The organism is Actinomadura barringtoniae, from assembly GCF_017573505.1.
Classification (GTDB): Bacteria; Actinomycetota; Actinomycetes; order Streptosporangiales; family Streptosporangiaceae; genus Spirillospora; species Spirillospora barringtoniae.
In genome coordinates this window covers 84,960-101,536 of the sequence record NZ_JAGEOJ010000001.1, presented here as the reverse complement: position 1 = coordinate 101,536, position 16,577 = coordinate 84,960, and the positions used below count along the sequence as shown (strand labels likewise).

Genomic DNA, 16,577 nt, shown 5'->3' with positions numbered 1-16,577 from the left:
GGCTGGGTGCCGGGCGGGCCGGGGGTTGCGGGGGTGGTTAGGGGGTTGGGGTGGTGAGGGCTGAGCGCGCTTCGTTGGACGCTATGGAGAGCGCGTTCGGGAGGCCGCTTGGGTTGCGGCCGCCCGCGTGGGCGACGGGGCCTCGGCCGCCCGCGCCGCCGCCTACCGCCTTGCCCGCGTTCGCCAGGAGGGTGCGCGCCTGCAGGCCGGTGTCGGCGAGGTCGCGGGTGATCGCCGCGACCAGCGTCGCCTTGCCTTCGCTCGCGGTGCCCAGGACGACGACGCCTGGGCCTTCGCGGTGGGTGAGGGTGAGCGCGAGCGAGCGGAGGTCCTCGGGCGGGACGCCGTCCACCTGCTCGGCGATCAGCCAGCCGCTCCCTGCTCTTTTTGAACGGGAGGTCAGGCGTTCGCCGATCGCCGCCTGGTCCGCGCGGCGCAGGCGGGTGAGTTCGCGCTGGGTCTCAGCGAGAACGTCCAGGCGGCGGCGCAGCGCACCGGGTGTCTCGTCCGGGCGGACCTCCAGGAGGGTCGCGAGTTCGTTGAGGACTGTTTGCTGGTGGTCGTAGTGGCGTAGCGCGTCCGCGCCGGTGAGCGCCTCGATGCGGCGGAGGCCGACGCCGATGGACGACTCGCCGACCAGGTGCACCGGGCCCGCCTGGGAGCCGTGGCCCACATGCGTTCCGCCGCACAGTTCGCGGGACGCGTCGCCGATGTCGACGATGCGGACGTGCTCGCCGTACTTCTCGCCGAACAGCGCGACCGCGCCCGCCACCTCCGCCTCTGCGCGGCTCGCCTCCCACACGCGCACGTCCGGATCGTCCATGAGGTAGTCGTTCACCAGCGACTGAACGGTCTGGAGCGCGCCCGGCTCGACTGAGGAGAAGTGCGAGAAGTCAAAGCGCAGCCGTCCCGGCTCGACGCGCGAGCCCTGCTGTGTCGCGTGCTCGCCGAGAACGCTGCGCAGCATCGCGTGCAGCACGTGGGTCGCACTGTGCGAACGCGCGGTCGCCGCGCGGCGGTCCGCGTCGACGGTCACCTCGGTCGGTTCGCCCGTACGGACCTCGCCGCTGGTCACGCGCGCGGTGTGCACGTGCAGGCCGGTCAGGCCGGGCCGGGTATCGACGACCTGGAGGGCGCCGCCGCCCGGCGTGCGGAGCGTGCCGGTGTCGCCGACCTGCCCGCCCGCCTCCGCATAGAACGGGCTGCGGTCCAGAACGAGTTCGACCTCGTCGCCTTCTACTGCGCGTTCGACCAGATCTGGGCCTTTCAGGAGCGCCAGGATCCGTCCCTCGCCTTCGGTCGCCTCGTAACCGATGAAGTCGGTCAGCCCGTGCTCCGCGACGATCCTGCGGTAGGTGTCCTGGCGCGCGACCGCATCGCCCTTCCTGTCGCGCTCCGCGTCCTTCGCGCGCCGCGCGTGCTCTTCCAGGAGTAGGCCGAAACCCTCCTCGTCCACGCTGAGCCCCGCCGAACGCGCCGCGTCCAGGGTGAGGTCCGCGGGGAAGCCGTAGGAGTTGTGCAGGTCGAAGACCGTCCGGCCGTTCAGCTGCGACGTTCCGTTCGAACGCGCCTTGTCGATCGCGGTGTCCAGGAACCGCGAGCCCAGGCGGAGCGTCCGGTCGAAGCCGTCCTCCTCCGCCTCGACGACCTTCCGGATGTGGTCGCGGCGCCGTTCGAGCTCTGGCCACGCCGTGCCGAGGTTGTCGACGACGCTCGCGGTGAGCGCGGGCAGCACCGGGCCCTCGACGCCGAGCAGCCGCGCGTGCCGTACCGCCCGCCGCATCAGCCGGCGCAGCACGAACCCGCGCCCGTCGCCGTGCGGCAGCACCCCGTCCGCGATCAGGAACGCGGTCGAGCGCGCATGCTCGGCGACGACGCGGAACGACATCGACTCCTCGCTGCCGTCACGGCCCGGATACTCGCGTTCCGCCAGCTCCTGAACGAGCCGGAACGTCGGCGCGAGGAGATCGGTCTCGCACACCGTGTCCACGTCCTGCAAGATCGCCGCGAGCCGGTCCATGCCGAGGCCGGTGTCGATGTTGCGCGTCGGCAGCTCGCCCAGGATCGGGAAGCCGTCCTTGCCGTCGCCCTCGCCGCGGCGCTTGTGCATGAAGACCAGGTTCCAGATCTCCTGGTAGCGCTCCCCGTCCACCGCCGGACCGCCCCCGCCTGGGCCTTCGCGCTTGCCGAACGAGGGGCCGCGGTCGTAGTGCAGCTCGGACGACGGGCCGCACGGTCCGGGAACGCCCATGGACCAGTAGTTGTCGGCCATGCCGAGCCGCTGGACGCGTTCGCCGGGCACGCCGATCCGGCGCCACAGCCGTTCCGCCTCATCGTCGTCCCGGAAGACGGTGACCCAGAGCCGGTCCGGGTCGAGGCCGAAGTGATCGGTCAGCAATTCCCACGACCAGGCGATCACCTCGCCCTTGAAGTAGTCACCGAACGAGAAGTTGCCGAGCATCTCGAAGAACGTCGCGTGCCGCGTCGTACGGCCCACGTTCTCGATGTCGGAGGTGCGCACGCACTTCTGCACGGACGTCATCCGCCGATGCGGCGGGACGCTCTCGCCCAGGTAGTACGGCTTGAACTGGTTCATGCCCGCCGCCGTCAGCAGCAGCGTCGGATCATCGGGGATCAGCGGGCTGGACGGCGCGATCTTGTGGTCGCGCGCGGTGAAGAAGTCGAGAAAGGTCGAGCGGATGTCAGTCGATCGCATGGAACGGCCGCCTCACGAGGTCGGTGGGGTGATGGGCGCACACCGCCGAGCCGGGCCGGGAAGGTCTGTTACCCGTTCCCCAGCTCGGCGCGGATAGCTCGCCGCCCCGCCTCGTGACCGATCATCGGATGCTGCTCGTTCTCCTGTAGCGACAGACGCGGACCTCACGTCCGCTGGATGTCAGGGTAACGCCCACCGCCGCCCGATCTCTTCCCCTTTTCCGCCGGGCCGTCGCGTCGGGTGAGGTTGAGGTGAAAGATCGCTAGCGTGGCCTGCTGATTACCGGAATCGTCTGAATCATTGCGATGGGAGAGTCGTGTCCGACATCTTCGGGGAAGTTCTGCAGCGGGCGTTCGCCGAGCGGGGCTTCCGGACCACCATGATCGAATGGGACACGCTCGAGATCACCAAGCCGGGCATGGACCCCTGGACGATCCACATCGACGCGTTCCGCCAGAGCGCCTCGGTCAACTCCCGCGCCGAGCTCCCGCGCCTCGCCGCCGACTATGTGGAACGGGCCGTCGCCGCGTTCACCCGCGACACGGCGGGGATCGACGAGATCCTGGCCGCCGGCCAGCTCCGCCTGCGCCTCTACCACCCCGACGACCTGGGAGACCTGCGCGACTCCCTGGTCGCCCGCCCGCTCGCGCCGGGCCTCCTGGAAACGGTCGTGATCGACTACCCGGAGTCCCTGAGCCCGCTCCAGCGGTCCGCGCTCGGCAACCTCTCGGAGAACGAGGCGTTCGGCGCCGCGATCCTGTGGTCCCTGGACCGCGAGCCGCACTACGTGCAGACCGACGAGGTCTACGGCGTTCCGATCACGTACGTGGGGGAGCAGCACCGCTACGTCAGCGCCCACCTGCACCTGCTCCTGCGTCACGTGAACGGCCACGCTCCGTTCGGCGCCCTCGTCGCCGTCCCCATCCCCGAGTACGTGATCATCCACGTCATCGGCCCGGACGCCCATCTCTTCGCGGCGATGGAGGCCATGCAGGACCTCGCTCGCACCCACTACGAGAAGGGCGAGAAGCCGCTCACCAAGCAGGTCTACTGGTGGTGCCCCGGCGACTACGAGCGCATCCCCGTGCCGGACGCGTTCCACAGCGGCATGCTGCCCGACCTGCGCCCGGTCGGTCTCGAGTTCGACCACGAGGAGGAGACCGCCAGCCCCCTCACCCCGTACACCGACGACCTTGTCGCCCTCTGGATGGAGGCGCACCCGTGATCGAACCCGTGATCCCGCGCACGATCCCGCGCGCCGTCGACATGGCCGCGGCGATCCCGGAGCTGGCGGCGTACGCCAAGACCACCACCCGGCTGCACCCGCGACCGGGCGATCCCGGCGTACGCGACAGCTCGGTCGCCGGGCCGCTCCTCTGGCCGGCCGACGAGCCGTGGCCCGTCTGCACCGGCGCCCACGACCCCGGTGACCTGGTGAACGTGGCGGACGAGCGGCTCCGCCGTGTCATCCTCCGCGAGGCCTGGGGCGACACGGGCTTCACCGACGAGCTCCGCGGACGGCTCCAGACCCTGGACGACCGTGCTCCCACCTCGGCCCCGGCCGAAGTGCCCCTCCTGCCCGTGGCCCAGCTTTATGCGCGCGACATACCCGACCTCAAGCCGCCCGCGGGCAAGGATCTGCTCCAGATCCTCTGGTGCCCGTTCGACCACGACGACTTGAGCTACTGCCCGGCCGTCAGGTTGATATGGCGTCGCGAGGCCGACGTACGCGAGCCGCTCGCGCCGGCCGCGCAGCCAGAACCGACCATCGCCGAGCTCTCCGACTACGTGCCCGAACGCTGCGTCGTCCACCCCGAGCAGCTCGTCGAGTATCAATACAGCGACCTCCTGCCGCCTGACCTGGCCCAGCGCATCACGCAGTGGGAGGAGGCGACGGGCCACAGCTACTTCTACGGGCTGTCCGTCGCTGAGGGCTGGAAGGTCGGCGGCTGGGCCAACTGGAACCTCTCCGACCCGCCGGAGATCCTTCCCACCTGCGCCTGCGGTGCCGAGCTGGAACTGCTCATGCGCATCGACAGCGGCGAATGGGACGGCACGGGCCACTGGCGTCCCACCGACCACGAGACCTGCGGCAACAACCCGGCCGAAGTCGTCATCGGCCGCGGCTACTCGCTATGGATCTACACCTGCCCCGTCTCGCCCGAGCACCCGCACGAACAAGTAATGCAGTAACAGGCCAAGCCGTACCCAGATCGTCGCTCCCTGGCTGCTCCTACGCAGGGGGCCGGGCAAGCGTCCCGGCACGCACCTCACCAAGGACGGTCGTCACCGTGGCCACGATCTCGGCGAGGTTGTCCCGAAGCACGGCGCCCGCCTTCTGATGCTCCGCGGTGTTGGGAACGTCCGCGGCCTCCAAGAGCGGCGTGAGGTCGCCGAGCTGCTTCTCCAGCCAGGCCATCGGATCGTCGGTCAGATCAGGAGCGTAGACGCGCCGCCCCGGCCGGTTGTCGTGCATTCCGGGATGGTGGTGCATGCGGTCCTTGGTGCCCGGGCCGCCCGCCACCGACTCGAGAAAGTCGGCACGCCACAACGCCTGGTCCAGGACGATCCGCTGCGACGTGTTCGGCGAACCGCGCCAAGGCTGCGGATCCACCACGCGCAGCTCCACGCGTACCCCGCGCTCATGCCCGCCCCGTTCGGGATCGGGGTCGATCAGGTAGAGGTCCTCGACGGTCAGCCCGAGACTGGCGAAACAGAACGCGCGCAGCACGGTGTGCTCCCTTCCACGGCTCTGCTCGGACTCTACGTCGCGCGCTAAAGGAAGCCGAGCAGGGCAGCCGTGAGCTGGGCCGGTGCATCCTCCTGCACCAGATGCCCCGAACCCTCAATGAGCCTCAACTGCGCACCCGGGACGGCATCGGCCAACTCGTGCGCCTTCTCAACGGGAATCCAGGTGTCATCAGCGCCCCAGCAAACCAAAACAGGCAGATCCAGCTCGCCATACCTCCCCTGAACCTCATCGGTGTAGCGCTGGTCGGCCTGCGCGATCTGCCGATAGAACGCGGCCTGCCCCTGCTCACCGAGCCACGGCGCCACCAACGCCTCCAACGTGGCCGGATGCAAACCAGGGTGGCTCGCCGACGTCACGTACTCCCGTACGAGCGCCCGATGCAGCGCAGGCGGAAGCTGCTCGAAAACCTCAGAATTAGCGCCCACGAGCCGAAAGAACGGCGACCCCCAAGGCGCCAGCGCAACCGGATCGACAAGCGCGAGCTTCCGGTAGCGCACCCCATGCAGCAGATGGGCCCTCAACGCCACCGCCCCACCGAAGTCATGCGCGACCACCAGCGGCTCGTTCAGCCCCCAGTGCTCCATCAGCTCGGCAAAGACCCGCCCCTGCGCGGCCAGCGAAACGTCCTGCCCGTCCGACATCTGCGAGGCGCCGTACCCCGGCATGTCCCACACGTACACAGAACGTTCCACCGCCAAGGCACGGCCTATGGCGCGCCAGACATACGACGAGAACGGCGTCCCGTGGCAGAGCACAACCGGCTCACCCTCACCGAGAACGTTCCAACGAACGTCACCCGACGAGCTAGCAAAAGTCCTGTCCAGCTTCCAGTCCGCCACTGGCCGTTTCCTCCTGATGTTTCTCGTCCGCCCTAGTGCGATTGTTGCAGGCAGGGACATGGGCCGGTGACGAAGGGATGGCGGCCATGACCGTTTCCGAGAGCAAGCCCCGCGACCCCGTACCCGGCGAAGCCGAAGCCCGCGAACAAGCAGAGACCGCCGCCCGTTCCCAGATGCTGGAACGCCTGGCGACAACCCTCGGCGGCAACGCCACCGCCAAGGCCGTCTACGGCGACCCCGTACAACAGGGCGACATCACAGTGATCCCGGTCGCCTCCGTCCGCTTCGGCTTCGGCGGCGGCGAAGGCTCAGGCGAAAAGGCCGCCGAACGTTCCCGAGGCGGCGGTGGCGGTGGCGGCGCGATGGCCAAGCCCATCGGCTACATCGAGATCAGCAACGGCACAGCCGTCTACAAACCAATCCGCGACCCCCTAGTCGACATCTGGCTCCCCATGGCCATAGCCGTCCTAGGAGCCACAGCCCCCCGAGCCATCCGCAAACTCCGAACCCTTCGCCACCCCTAACCCCCAACCCCACGCACCCCTCAAACCCCACGACCGCCACATCAGCCCCCACACCCTCAACACACAGCCCCGCCCCAACACTCCGACACGAGACCCACGCGACCCGCAACCGCCTGCGGCCAGTGCGGGCGGTCGACCCGCGCGGCGGTACGGCGGTGCGCGGGACGCAGCGGGCTGCAGGCAGGCGGGCAGTACGCCCGGACGGTGTGGCGGCGCGCACTGGGGTGCGGGGAGGGACGCGGGGGATGCATCGGCATGCGGCAGCACACGTGGCAGTGCAGACCGGCGCGTGGGACGCGGGGTGCACGCGAGCGGTGTCCGCAGCGGTTTGGTGCGCGGTGCGTTGCGGTGACGCGCGGCGCGTGGTGAGACCGTGCGGGACGGTGCGTGGGCTGCAGCGGTGCGCGCGGCAGTACGGCAGCACGTGTAGCGGCGCGGGACGGTGCGCGGGACGCAGCGGGGTACGGGCGGGCGTTGCCCGACCGCCCCGCCGGTGTTCCCGGAGGCCGGGGTACAGCGCGAGCGCGGCGGTGCGCCGGCGCGTGGTGAGACCGTGCGGGACGGTGCGTGGGCTGCAGCGGTGCGCGCGGCAGTACGGCAGCACGTGTAGCGGCGCGGGACGGTGCGCGGGACGCAGCGGGGTACGGGCGGGCGTTGCCCGACCGCCCCGCCGGTGTTCCCGGGGACCGGGGTACAGCGCGAGCGCGGCGGTACGACAGTACGTGTGGTGGTGCGGGACGGTGCGTGGGCCCCGCCCTCGCCTCGCACTCGACTAGCGGATGAAGCGCATGTCCGGGTGCGCGGGCGAGGGGCCATTCAGCAGGGGTTCGGCCGCGGCGGCCGGCGCGCGGGTGGTGTGCGCGGAGGCGCGAGAGGGCGCGCGGATTGCAGCGGCGAGGGTGGGCTGGGGCGCTGGGCGGCCGGGTGGTGTGCGGCTCGCGGCCGAGCGGAGCTCGCCCGGGGCGAGTGCGCAGGGCCCGGCGGGGTGCGTGTGGGTGCTTGGAGCGCTGTGGGACGACGCGCGGCTGCGCCGATTGCAGCGGTGAGTTGTCGGCGCTGTGCGGTCAAGTGGCGCGTGAAATGCAGAGCTCAGTGGGGCGTCTGCGTCGGGGGAGATTGCACGGGTGGGTGCTTGGGGGTGCGTGTGTCTGGTGGGGCTCGCGGCGGGGTTGGGTGAACGGTTGGCTAGCGGCGGCGGGGGGTGTCGGGGTGGGTCCAGGGGTGGCGGGGTGGTGCGGGTTGGTCTGGTCGGGCGGGGAGGAGGTTACGGGCCATCTCGATCACGTGAGCGCGGCGGCGGGCCAGGGCCTTCTTCTGGTCGGGCTCGTCGAGGATCAGGCGGCGCAGCTGCGGGGCCGCGAAGTTCCAGGAGACCAGGCCCAGGACGGTGAACATCCAGTCCTGTGCGGCCTGGAGGCTTCCATCGCCTGCGCCGGCCGCGGCCAGTTCGCTGATGTTCTGCCGGTACTCGGCTCGGCGTTCTTCCTCGCCGACCACGGGGCCGTCGCCTGTTTCCAGCGCCTCCCACAGCAGCAGCCGGAGTAGCTCGGGGTGCTCCGCGTACCAGTCGAAGAGCCTGCCGATCGATTCGGGGAACGTGGTCGGGTCCAGGGCGACGGCGTGGCAGATCTCTTCCATCTTGGCGCGAACGACCGAGCCGAAGAGCTTCTCCTTGCCGCCGAAGTAGAGGTAGATCGCCTGCTTGTTGGCCTTGGCGGCGGTGGCGATCCGCTCGATGCGGGCGCCCGCCAGGCCGTGCTCGGCGAACTCCGCGGTGGCGGCATCGAAGATCCGCTGCCGGGTCGCCTCCGCGTCGTAGCTCATGGGACCAAAATAAACCACCCGGTTGACTTATTCGAGTCGGCGGGTCCATGCTCTAAATCAACTGGTTGGTTTATTTATCGAAGGAGCTCCCCGATGGACACCGCAACCGCCCCCATTCCCGTTCGTTCGCCGCTACCCGACGGCCTGGCGGGCAGCACGGTCGTCATCCTCGGCGGAACGTCAGGCATCGGCCTGGCCGCCGGCGCCATGCTCCGGTCCGTCGGCGCCCGGGTCGTCTTGGTAGGCCGCAACAAGGGCCGCCTCGATGCCGCGGTCGAACGGGTCGGAGGCGGTGATCAGGTGATCGGGGAGACCGCCGACGTGGCCGATCTGGACGCTCTGGAGGGGATCTTCGAGCGGGCAGGGTCCGTAGACCACGTGCTGGTCACGGCGGGTGTGATCGGTGGGCCCACCCCGGTCACCGAGGTCACGCGCGACGGCGCGTGGGAGGACTTTCAGAGTCGGCTCTGGGGCGTCCTCGCCACGGCCCGAGTAGCGGCGTCCAGGCTGCCCGTCGGTGGGTCCATCACGTTCACCTCCGGAACGCTGCTGATGCGTCCCATCCCAGGCTTCGCGGGGACGATCGCCGCCGCCGGTGGCGTGGAGCCCCTGTCCCGCCAGCTCGCCGTCGAGCTCGCCCCGCGCCGCCTGCGCGTCAACACGGTCCGGTACGGCGTGATCGACACGCCGCTCGCGCGGACCGTGGCCGGCGCGGGACCCGATACCGAGGGCGACGAGAAGATGGCGCAGGCCGCCTTGGCCACGCCGCTCGGCCGCTACGGAACCGCCGACGAGGCGGCCGCAGCGGCCGTCTTCGTGATGGCCAACCCGTACGTCACCGGCTCGATTCTCACCATCGACGGCGGCGGCTCACTCGCCTGACCACAGCCCACCGATGCGATTCCGACTCGCCTCCAAGCAATCGCGTCCCCACAGCTGTGCCCACGCGCTAGGCACCACATGCTGGGGATGCGTCGCGTTTGATGCCGCGCTAAGGGCTGGGGCTGCGGGCTGGGGCTGTGGGCTGGGGCTGCGGGCTGGGGCTGTGGGCTTTGGGGGGATGGAGACGGGGTCCCCGGCCGGCGCGGCGGTCGGGGACCCCGAGACAACCTCGGCTCGACGGGGGTCGCGTCGTCAGCCGAGGCCGTTCTTCATGGCGGTGATGAGCTCACCGTTGGAGGTGTCGCCGGTGAGCTCCCAGAAGAACGAGCCGCCCAGGCCTTGCTGCTTGGCGTAGCTCATCTTTCCGGCGATGGTGGACGGGGTGTCGTAGCTCCACCATTCACTGCCACACAGGTTGTAGGCGGTGCCGGCGATGGTGCTCGTGGCGGGGCACTTGCCCTTGAGCACCTTGTAGTCCTCGATGCCCTGCTCGTAGGTTCCGGGGGCGGGACCGGTGGCGGTGCCGCCGGGGGCCTTCTGCGTTACGCCGGTCCAGCCGCGTCCGTAGAAGCCGATGCCGAGGAGCAGTTTGCTTGCGGGGACGCCCTTGCTCTTGTACTTCTGGATCGCCGCGTCGGAGTTGAAGCCCTCGTGCGGGATGCCGGTGTAGGAGTTGAGGGGTGAGTGCGGGGCGGTCGGGCCCTGCGCGTCCCAGGCGCCGAAGAAGTCGTACGTCATGACGTTGTACCAGTCGACGTACTGGGCGGCGCCGCCGTAGTCGGCCGCGTCGATCTTGCCGCCGGAGGAGCCGTCCGCGGAGACGGCGGCGGTGACCAGGCTGCTCGACCCGAACTTGGCCCGGAGGGCGGCCATGAGGTTCTTGAACGCGGCGGCCCCGCTGGTGTCGCAGGACAGGCCACAGGCGTTCGGGTACTCCCAGTCGATGTCGATGCCGTCGAACACGTCCGCCCAGCGCGAGTCCTTGACCAGGTTGTAGCAGGAGTTGGCGAACGCGGTGGGGTTGGCCGCGGCCTGGCCGAAGCCGCCGGACCAGGTCCAGCCGCCGAACGACCAGAGGATCTTCAGGTTCGGGTACTTCTTCTTCAGCTTGCGCAACTGGTTGAAGCTGCCGCGCAGGGGCTGGTCCCAGGTGTCGGCGACGCCGTCGACGGACTGGTCGGCGGTGTAGGCCTTGTCGTAGTCGGCGTAGCTGTCGCCGACCGCGCACTGGCCGTTGGTGACGTTGCCGAACGCGTAGTTGAGGTGCGTCAGCTTGCTCGCCGAGCCGCTCGTGTCGATGTTCTTGACGTGGTAATTGCGCTGGTAGACGCCCCAGTCGACGAAGTAGCCAAGCACCTTGCCGCCGCCCGGGCCGGGGCCGGTGCCGCCGTCGTCGGTGGTGACGGAGACGGAGTTGGACGCGGCGGAGTTGTTGCCCGCGGCGTCGTGGGCCTTGACCGTGAACGCGTAGGCGGTCTTGGCGGACAGGCCGGAGACGGTCGCGTCGGTGCCGGTGACCGTGGCGGCCTTGGTCGAGCCCTGGTAGACGTCGTAGCCGGTGACGCCCACGTTGTCGGTCGAGGCGTTCCACGCCAGCGAGACGCTGCTGGAGGTCTTGGCGGTGGAACGCAGGTTGCCGGGAGCGGTGGGCGCCTGGGTGTCGTCACCCGGGCCGGGGCCGGTGGAGCCGTCGCACCCGCCGCCGTTGATCTTGCAGGCGGAGATCCAGCCCGTACCAGTGCCGTTGAAGCCGAAACTCGCCGTGGCGCCGGCGGCGACCGTGCCGTTGTAGCCCGCGTTGTTGAACGTGTAGTGGTTGGCCGACTGGGTCTTGACCGCGTCCCAGGTGGAGCCGATGGTCGTGCCGGACGGCACGTCGAACTCCAGCTTCCAGGACGCGATGGAGGCGCTCGTTCCGTTGGTGATCGTGCACTTGCCCTCGAAGCCGCTGCCCCAGTCGGAGGTCTTGGCGCAGGTGGCGGTGACGGCCGCCGCCGAGGAGGCCTGCGGGGCCGCGGCCACCGCACCGGCGACCGCGAGGGTCAGCACGCTTGCGAGCCCGACGGCTCGCCGCCCGCGGGGACTGGACATGGTTCTCCGTTCAGTTCGCCCCGAACCAATACGAACCCCGATGATGCGCGCGCAACTTTGCTTAGGAAAGTTTCCTAAGAGTTGAGGGGATGGTAACCGTGCCGACGTGGCCCATCAAGGGCCCGTGACATCCCGGTTCACCACGTTCCACTGGTCCTGTCGGCTGCCTGGGGACGTCTGCCCGCAGTCGCACGGCCACGGAACGAAAAGGCATCGAGAGCCCATTCAACGGCCACCGTAAGCCCCCTTAAAGGGGCGACCGGATCCCTGCACTGCTACAGCTGAAGGCCGGGGTCGGTTCGAAGTGGGCCTCAGCCATGCACGCGAGGGCGCTACCGGCCCGCAGGCCAGATCGCGAAGCGATGTCGCGCTCGCCGCTTTTGCGGTTCGGGTCCCGAGCCGCCAAGCGAGGGGCCCGAGGCCGTGAAAGCCCTGAAATTACGCGTTGAGGTACGCCAGGACGGCTAGGACTCGGCGGTTGTCGCCTTCGGCGGGCGGGAGGTCGAGCTTGGCGAAGATGTTGTTGGTGTGCTTGCTGATCGCCTTCTCGGTGATGAAGAGCTTGGCGGCGATGGCGGCGTTGGAACGGCCCTCCGCCATGAGGGCGAGGACTTCGCGTTCGCGGGCGGTCAGGGCCTGGAGGGGCTCCTCGCGGGCGCGGCGGGTGAGGAGCTGGGCGACCACGTCGGGGTCCAGGGCCGTGCCGCCGTTGGCGACGCGGCGGACGGCCTCGACGAACTGGCCCACGTCCGAGACTCGGTCCTTGAGCAGGTAGCCGATGCCGCCGGAGCTGTCGCTGAGGAGCTCGCGGGCGTACAGCTGCTCCACGTGCTGGGAGAGGACCAGCACGGGGAGGCCCGGGATTTCCTTGCGGGCCTCCAGCGCGGCCTTCAGGCCCTCGTCGGTGAACGTGGGCGGCAGCCGAACGTCCACGACGGCGACGTCGGGGCGGTGGCCGATGAGCGCGCGGAGGAGGGAGGGGCCGTTGTCGACGGCCTCGACCACCTCGAACTCGAACGCCTGGAGGAGGCGGATCAGCCCGTCTCGGAGGAGGGCAAGGTCCTCGGCGATGACAACGCGCACGGCAGCTCCATGGTCACGACGGTCGGTCCACCCGGCGGGCTCGTCACCGCCATCGTCCCATCGAACGCGGCGAGCCGGCGTTCGATGCCCCGCATCCCGCTACCGCGAGCGGGATCGGCGCCACCGTCGCCGTCGTCGCCGACGATCATGATGAGGGCGCCTCGAGCGTAATGGACGTCGACCCACGCGCGGCGCGCGTTGCTGTGCTTGGCCGTGTTGGTGAGGATCTCGGCGACCGCGAAGTAGGCGGCGGACTCGACCGGCGCGGCGGCGCGGCCGGGCAGGTCGACCTTGGCCTCGACCGGCAGCGGCAGGGTGAGCGCCAGGGCCTGAACGCCGCCGTCCAGGCCTCGTTCGGCCAGCACGGGCGGGTGGATGCCCCGGACCAGGTCGCGGAGCTCGGTGAGCGCCATGCCGCTGGCCTCGCGCGCCTCGGTGAGCAGCTTCTGCGCGGCGTCGGGGTCGTGCTTCATCAGCTCCTCGGCGAGGCCGATGTTCATGCTGAGCGCCACCAGCCGGGCCTGCGCGCCGTCGTGCAGGTCGCGCTCGATGCGGCGCAGCTCGGCGGCGGACGCGTCCACGGTCTCCGAACGGGTCTCGGTCAGCTCCTGAACGCGTTCCTGCAGGCGGGTGCGGGTCGGGGCCAGCAGCGACTGCGAGAACAGCGCGTGCGCCTTGAGGATCCGCGGCGCCACGGGCAGGCCGATCACGGTGAGGACGGCGCCTCCGACGACCGTCGCGACCGTTCCGGCCAGGCCGTAGTCGTGGATCGGCCAGAACGGTCCCCAGCCGTAGTTCACCGAGTCGGGCAGCCAGGGCGCGACCAGCACGCCCTCCAGCCCGTAGATCGACGCGGCCCAGGTCAGGATGCCGAGCAGGAGTCCCAGCGGGATGTTCAGCACGAGCCACAGCACGTCCCGCCAGGTCGCCGGGTCGCCCAGCAGCCAGGTCACCCGCTTGAACGGGTTGCGTGACGCGGGCGGCTCGGGACGGTAGGGCCTGCGGATCGGCACCCCCGACCACTCCTCCGCCCAGGAACGCTGCTGATCGGCCAGCCCTCGCACCGCGAGCAGTGCCGCGGGTGCCAGCACCAGGCCCACGCCTATGGGGATCAGGGCGATCGACACGATCGACAGGACGAGCAGGGGAATGCCCGCGGCCAACGACAGCATCGCCAGGACGAGGCCGCGGATGCTGGCCATGAACCAGCGCCACACCACCCCGCCGGGGCCGTCGTCAATCTCCTCGCCGCTCACGGGTCCCTCCCCAGGTCCGATCATGTCCATTCTGACCTGCCCCAGTGTGTCCTGTGCCGATCCACGGCGCGGTAGGCCTACCTCCCCCTTTCGCCCTCCGGAACAGAGGAGCTGAGCCCACCTCCCACGGGGGGCTGGGGCCAGTGAACGCCCTCCCGTTCGCCCAGATCATCGATGCCGACGACATCAGCCGGCAGGGATGCCGGCGGCGCCGAGCCGGCAGGGATGCCGGCGGCGCCTGGACGGCGGGGATTCCGGCCGACGAAGGCTTCAGCGGGAGGGCATGGCCATGGGAAGGCAAGCGGTGACCGTACGGGTCGCTCGGTGGAGTGCGACCCGTCCTTGGCGCGCGATCGGGTTGTGGATCGCGTTCGTGGTGGCGTGCGTGGTCATCGGGGGAGCGGTGGGGACCACCAAGGCGACCACGGTGGACATCGGAACGGGGGAGTCGGGGCGGGCGGCGCGGGTCGCGCATGATCACGGCGTCGCGGAGCCGGCACTGGAGAACGTGCTGATCACGGCGCGTTCGGGCGGCGCCCTCGACCACGGGCAGGCGCGGGTGGCGGCGGCCGAGGTCGCCAAGCGGATGCGGGCCCTGCCGGACGTGGCGGAGGTCGGGACCGCGACGCCCTCGCCCAAGGGGGACGCGCTGCTGGTGCCGGTCACGATGCGCGGCGACCCCGAGACCGCGCCCGACCGGGTCGATCCGCTGCTGAAGGCGACCGAGGCCGTGCAGAACGCGCACCCTGACCTGCGCGTGGAGGAGTCCGGCGACGGCTCGGTTCAGAAGGGCCTCGGCAAGCTCCTCGTGGAGGACCTGCTCAAGGCCGACATGTTCGGGCTGCCGATCACCCTGATCCTGATGCTGGTCGCGTTCGGCGCGATCATCGCGGCGGGCGTGCCGGTGCTGCTGGCGATCACCGCGGTCGGCGGGGCGGTCGGGCTGACCGCGCTGGTCTCGCACCTGATCCCGATGTACGACTCGTCCACCAGCATGATCATGTTGATGGGGATGGCGGTCGGGATCGACTACTCGCTCTTCTACCTCAAGCGGGAACGCGAGGAACGGGCGAAGGGCCGTGGGCATGTCGACGCCATCGAGATCGCGGCGGCGACGTCCGGGCACTCGGTGGTCGTGTCCGCGCTGGCCGTGATCGTGTCGATGGCCGGGCTCTTCCTGACCCAGCACCTCATCTTCTCGTCGCTGGCGGCGGCCGCGATCCTGGTCGTGGCGGTCGCGATGGTGGGCTCGGTGACCGTGCTGCCGGCGATCCTGTCCAAGCTGGGCCGCCGCGTGGACCGGCCCCGCGTTCCGGTGGTGTGGCGCCTCACGCAGGCCCGTACGACCCCGCCGCGGCTGTGGCCCGCGCTGCTGCGCCCCGCCCTGCGCCGCCCCCTCGCCACGCTGCTCGTCTCGGTCGCCGCGCTCTCGGCGCTGGCCCTGCCCGCGTTCGGTCTCGATCTGCGTTCGACGACCGCCGACGAGCTGCCGCGCGCCATCCCGGCCATGCAGTCCTACGACCGGCTGACCGCCGCGTTCCCCGGCGAGACGACCTCCCACCTGGTGGTCGTTCAGGCTCCGGCCGGGCAGTCGAACCAGGTCGAGCAGGCCCTCCACCGGCTGGTCACCAAGACCGACCGAGCAGGAGGCAACGGAGACCGGCTGTTCGTGCCAACTCCCGGGGCCCAGGTGCGGGAGTCGGCCGACAGGCAGGTGCACACCGTGAAGCTGTCCACGCCGTACGGGATCAACTCCAAGCAGGCCCAGCAGGCGGTCAAGCAGCTGCGCACCGACCTCGTCCCGTCCACCGTGGGAAAGGTCGCGGGGGCCGAGCACTGGGTGGGCGGCGGGGCGGCCGACAGCCATGACTTCGGGGCACGGCTGGAGCAGCGGATGCCGTGGGTGATCGGGTTCGTGCTGCTGCTGACCTTCCTGATGATGGCCGTGATCTTCCGCTCGGTGGTGGTCGCGCTGACGGCGATCGCGGTGAACGTGCTGTCGGTCGGGGCCTCGTTCGGCGCGCTGGTGCTGATCTTCCAGCACGGCTGGGGCGCGGGGCTGCTGGGCTTCACCGCCACCGGGCACGTGATCGCCTGGATCCCGTTGTTCCTGTTCGCGGTGCTGTTCGGGCTGTCGATGGACTACCACGTGTTCGTCGTCAGCCGGATCCGGGAGGCGGCGCTGAACGGGATGCCGACGCGCCAGGCGGTCGCGGAGGGGATCACCCGTTCGGCGGGCGTGGTCACCAGCGCCGCCGTGGTCATGATCGCGGTGTTCTCGGTCTTCGGCGCGCTGCGGATGATGGACATGAAGCAGATGGGGATCGGGCTCGCCGTGGCCGTGTTCATCGACGCCGTGGTGATCCGCATCGTCGTGCTGCCGTCGCTGATGGCCCTGCTGGGCAGGGCGAACTGGTGGCCCTCCCACCTCTCGCGCGGCAGCGGCCGTGGCACCCGCCACGGCACCCCCCGCAGCAGCGGGCGCGGCACCCGCCGTGGCGACGGGCGTGGCGACGGGCGACGGGGCGGCCGGGGCGGCTCCCGGCAGGCCGACTTGCCGGGCGAGGCGACAAGAGGTGCCGGTTCCCTGGACAATGCTCAGGCGTAAGT

General features: G+C 70.3%; 12 protein-coding genes. 5 read left to right on the top strand and 7 right to left on the bottom strand.

Translation table 11 applies throughout. The features are described 5' to 3' along the window. Nucleotides 1-37 precede the first annotated feature (37 nt). On the bottom strand, nucleotides 38-2,716 hold the full coding sequence (gene alaS, locus J4573_RS00455; RefSeq protein WP_208253167.1) for an alanine--tRNA ligase: 2,679 nt from the start codon (nucleotides 2,714-2,716) through the stop codon (nucleotides 38-40). Nucleotides 2,717-3,032: 316 nt separating this feature from the next. Between alaS and J4573_RS00450 the strand changes: the two genes are divergently transcribed. Further along, entirely contained in the window at nucleotides 3,033-3,941 is a 909-nt protein-coding gene (locus tag J4573_RS00450; RefSeq protein ID WP_208253166.1) for a hypothetical protein, read from the top strand. Beyond that, nucleotides 3,938-4,909: a hypothetical protein gene (locus tag J4573_RS00445; protein ID WP_307796427.1), complete on the top strand. Its 972-nt coding sequence runs from the start codon at nucleotides 3,938-3,940 to the stop codon at nucleotides 4,907-4,909. Before J4573_RS00450 ends, J4573_RS00445 begins: the two co-directional genes overlap by 4 nt. Nucleotides 4,910-4,949: 40 nt before the next feature. On the opposite strand, the gene J4573_RS00440 is transcribed toward J4573_RS00445, so the two are convergent. Both J4573_RS00440 and J4573_RS00435 read right to left on the bottom strand, forming a co-directional pair. After that, a complete protein-coding gene (locus J4573_RS00440) occupies nucleotides 4,950-5,447 on the bottom strand; it encodes a hypothetical protein (RefSeq protein ID WP_208253165.1) in 498 nt (165 codons plus the stop codon). Between the two features lie 44 nt (nucleotides 5,448-5,491). Then, on the bottom strand, nucleotides 5,492-6,307 hold the full coding sequence (locus tag J4573_RS00435; protein WP_307796426.1) for an alpha/beta fold hydrolase: 816 nt from the start codon (nucleotides 6,305-6,307) through the stop codon (nucleotides 5,492-5,494). A gap of 86 nt (nucleotides 6,308-6,393) precedes the next feature. On the opposite strand from J4573_RS00435, the gene J4573_RS00430 reads away from it, so the two are divergent. Next, nucleotides 6,394-6,831 (top strand): spore germination protein GerW family protein, encoded by a 438-nt coding sequence (locus J4573_RS00430; protein WP_208253163.1) that lies wholly within the window; start codon nucleotides 6,394-6,396, stop codon nucleotides 6,829-6,831. 1,185 nt (nucleotides 6,832-8,016) lie between these two features. On the opposite strand, the gene J4573_RS00425 is transcribed toward J4573_RS00430, so the two are convergent. After that, on the bottom strand, nucleotides 8,017-8,655 hold the full coding sequence (locus tag J4573_RS00425) for a TetR/AcrR family transcriptional regulator (RefSeq protein ID WP_208253162.1): 639 nt from the start codon (nucleotides 8,653-8,655) through the stop codon (nucleotides 8,017-8,019). Between the two features lie 93 nt (nucleotides 8,656-8,748). On the opposite strand from J4573_RS00425, the gene J4573_RS00420 reads away from it, so the two are divergent. Then, the gene (locus J4573_RS00420) at nucleotides 8,749-9,537 is read left to right on the top strand and encodes an SDR family oxidoreductase (RefSeq protein WP_208253161.1); all 789 of its coding nucleotides are present in this window, start codon (nucleotides 8,749-8,751) and stop codon (nucleotides 9,535-9,537) included. A gap of 252 nt (nucleotides 9,538-9,789) precedes the next feature. On the opposite strand, the gene J4573_RS00415 is transcribed toward J4573_RS00420, so the two are convergent. From J4573_RS00415 to J4573_RS00405, 3 genes are all read right to left on the bottom strand, one after another. Further along, the gene (locus J4573_RS00415; protein ID WP_243772272.1) at nucleotides 9,790-11,628 is read right to left on the bottom strand and encodes a glycosyl hydrolase family 18 protein; all 1,839 of its coding nucleotides are present in this window, start codon (nucleotides 11,626-11,628) and stop codon (nucleotides 9,790-9,792) included. Nucleotides 11,629-12,066: 438 nt separating this feature from the next. Further along, on the bottom strand, nucleotides 12,067-12,711 hold the full coding sequence (locus tag J4573_RS00410) for a LuxR C-terminal-related transcriptional regulator (protein ID WP_208253160.1): 645 nt from the start codon (nucleotides 12,709-12,711) through the stop codon (nucleotides 12,067-12,069). Beyond that, complete coding sequence (locus tag J4573_RS00405) at nucleotides 12,663-13,967, bottom strand: sensor histidine kinase (protein ID WP_307796425.1); 1,305 nt, start codon at nucleotides 13,965-13,967, stop codon at nucleotides 12,663-12,665. Before J4573_RS00405 ends, J4573_RS00410 begins: the two co-directional genes overlap by 49 nt. Nucleotides 13,968-14,256: 289 nt before the next feature. Between J4573_RS00405 and J4573_RS00400 the strand changes: the two genes are divergently transcribed. Then, nucleotides 14,257-16,575 carry an MMPL family transporter gene (locus J4573_RS00400; RefSeq protein WP_208253159.1) on the top strand — a complete coding sequence of 773 codons (2,319 nt, stop codon included), beginning with the start codon at nucleotides 14,257-14,259 and terminating at the stop codon, nucleotides 16,573-16,575. Nucleotides 16,576-16,577: the final 2 nt, after the last annotated feature.

Coding starts and splice junctions, on each gene's coding strand:
- alaS (WP_208253167.1), bottom strand. CDS start 2,716: ATGCGATCGACTGACATCCGCTCGACCTTTCTCGACTTCTTCACCGCG.
- J4573_RS00430 (WP_208253163.1), top strand. CDS start 6,394: ATGACCGTTTCCGAGAGCAAGCCCCGCGACCCCGTACCCGGCGAAGCC.
- J4573_RS00425 (WP_208253162.1), bottom strand. CDS start 8,655: ATGAGCTACGACGCGGAGGCGACCCGGCAGCGGATCTTCGATGCCGCC.
- J4573_RS00420 (WP_208253161.1), top strand. CDS start 8,749: ATGGACACCGCAACCGCCCCCATTCCCGTTCGTTCGCCGCTACCCGAC.
- J4573_RS00415 (WP_243772272.1), bottom strand. CDS start 11,628: ATGTCCAGTCCCCGCGGGCGGCGAGCCGTCGGGCTCGCAAGCGTGCTG.
- J4573_RS00400 (WP_208253159.1), top strand. CDS start 14,257: ATGGGAAGGCAAGCGGTGACCGTACGGGTCGCTCGGTGGAGTGCGACC.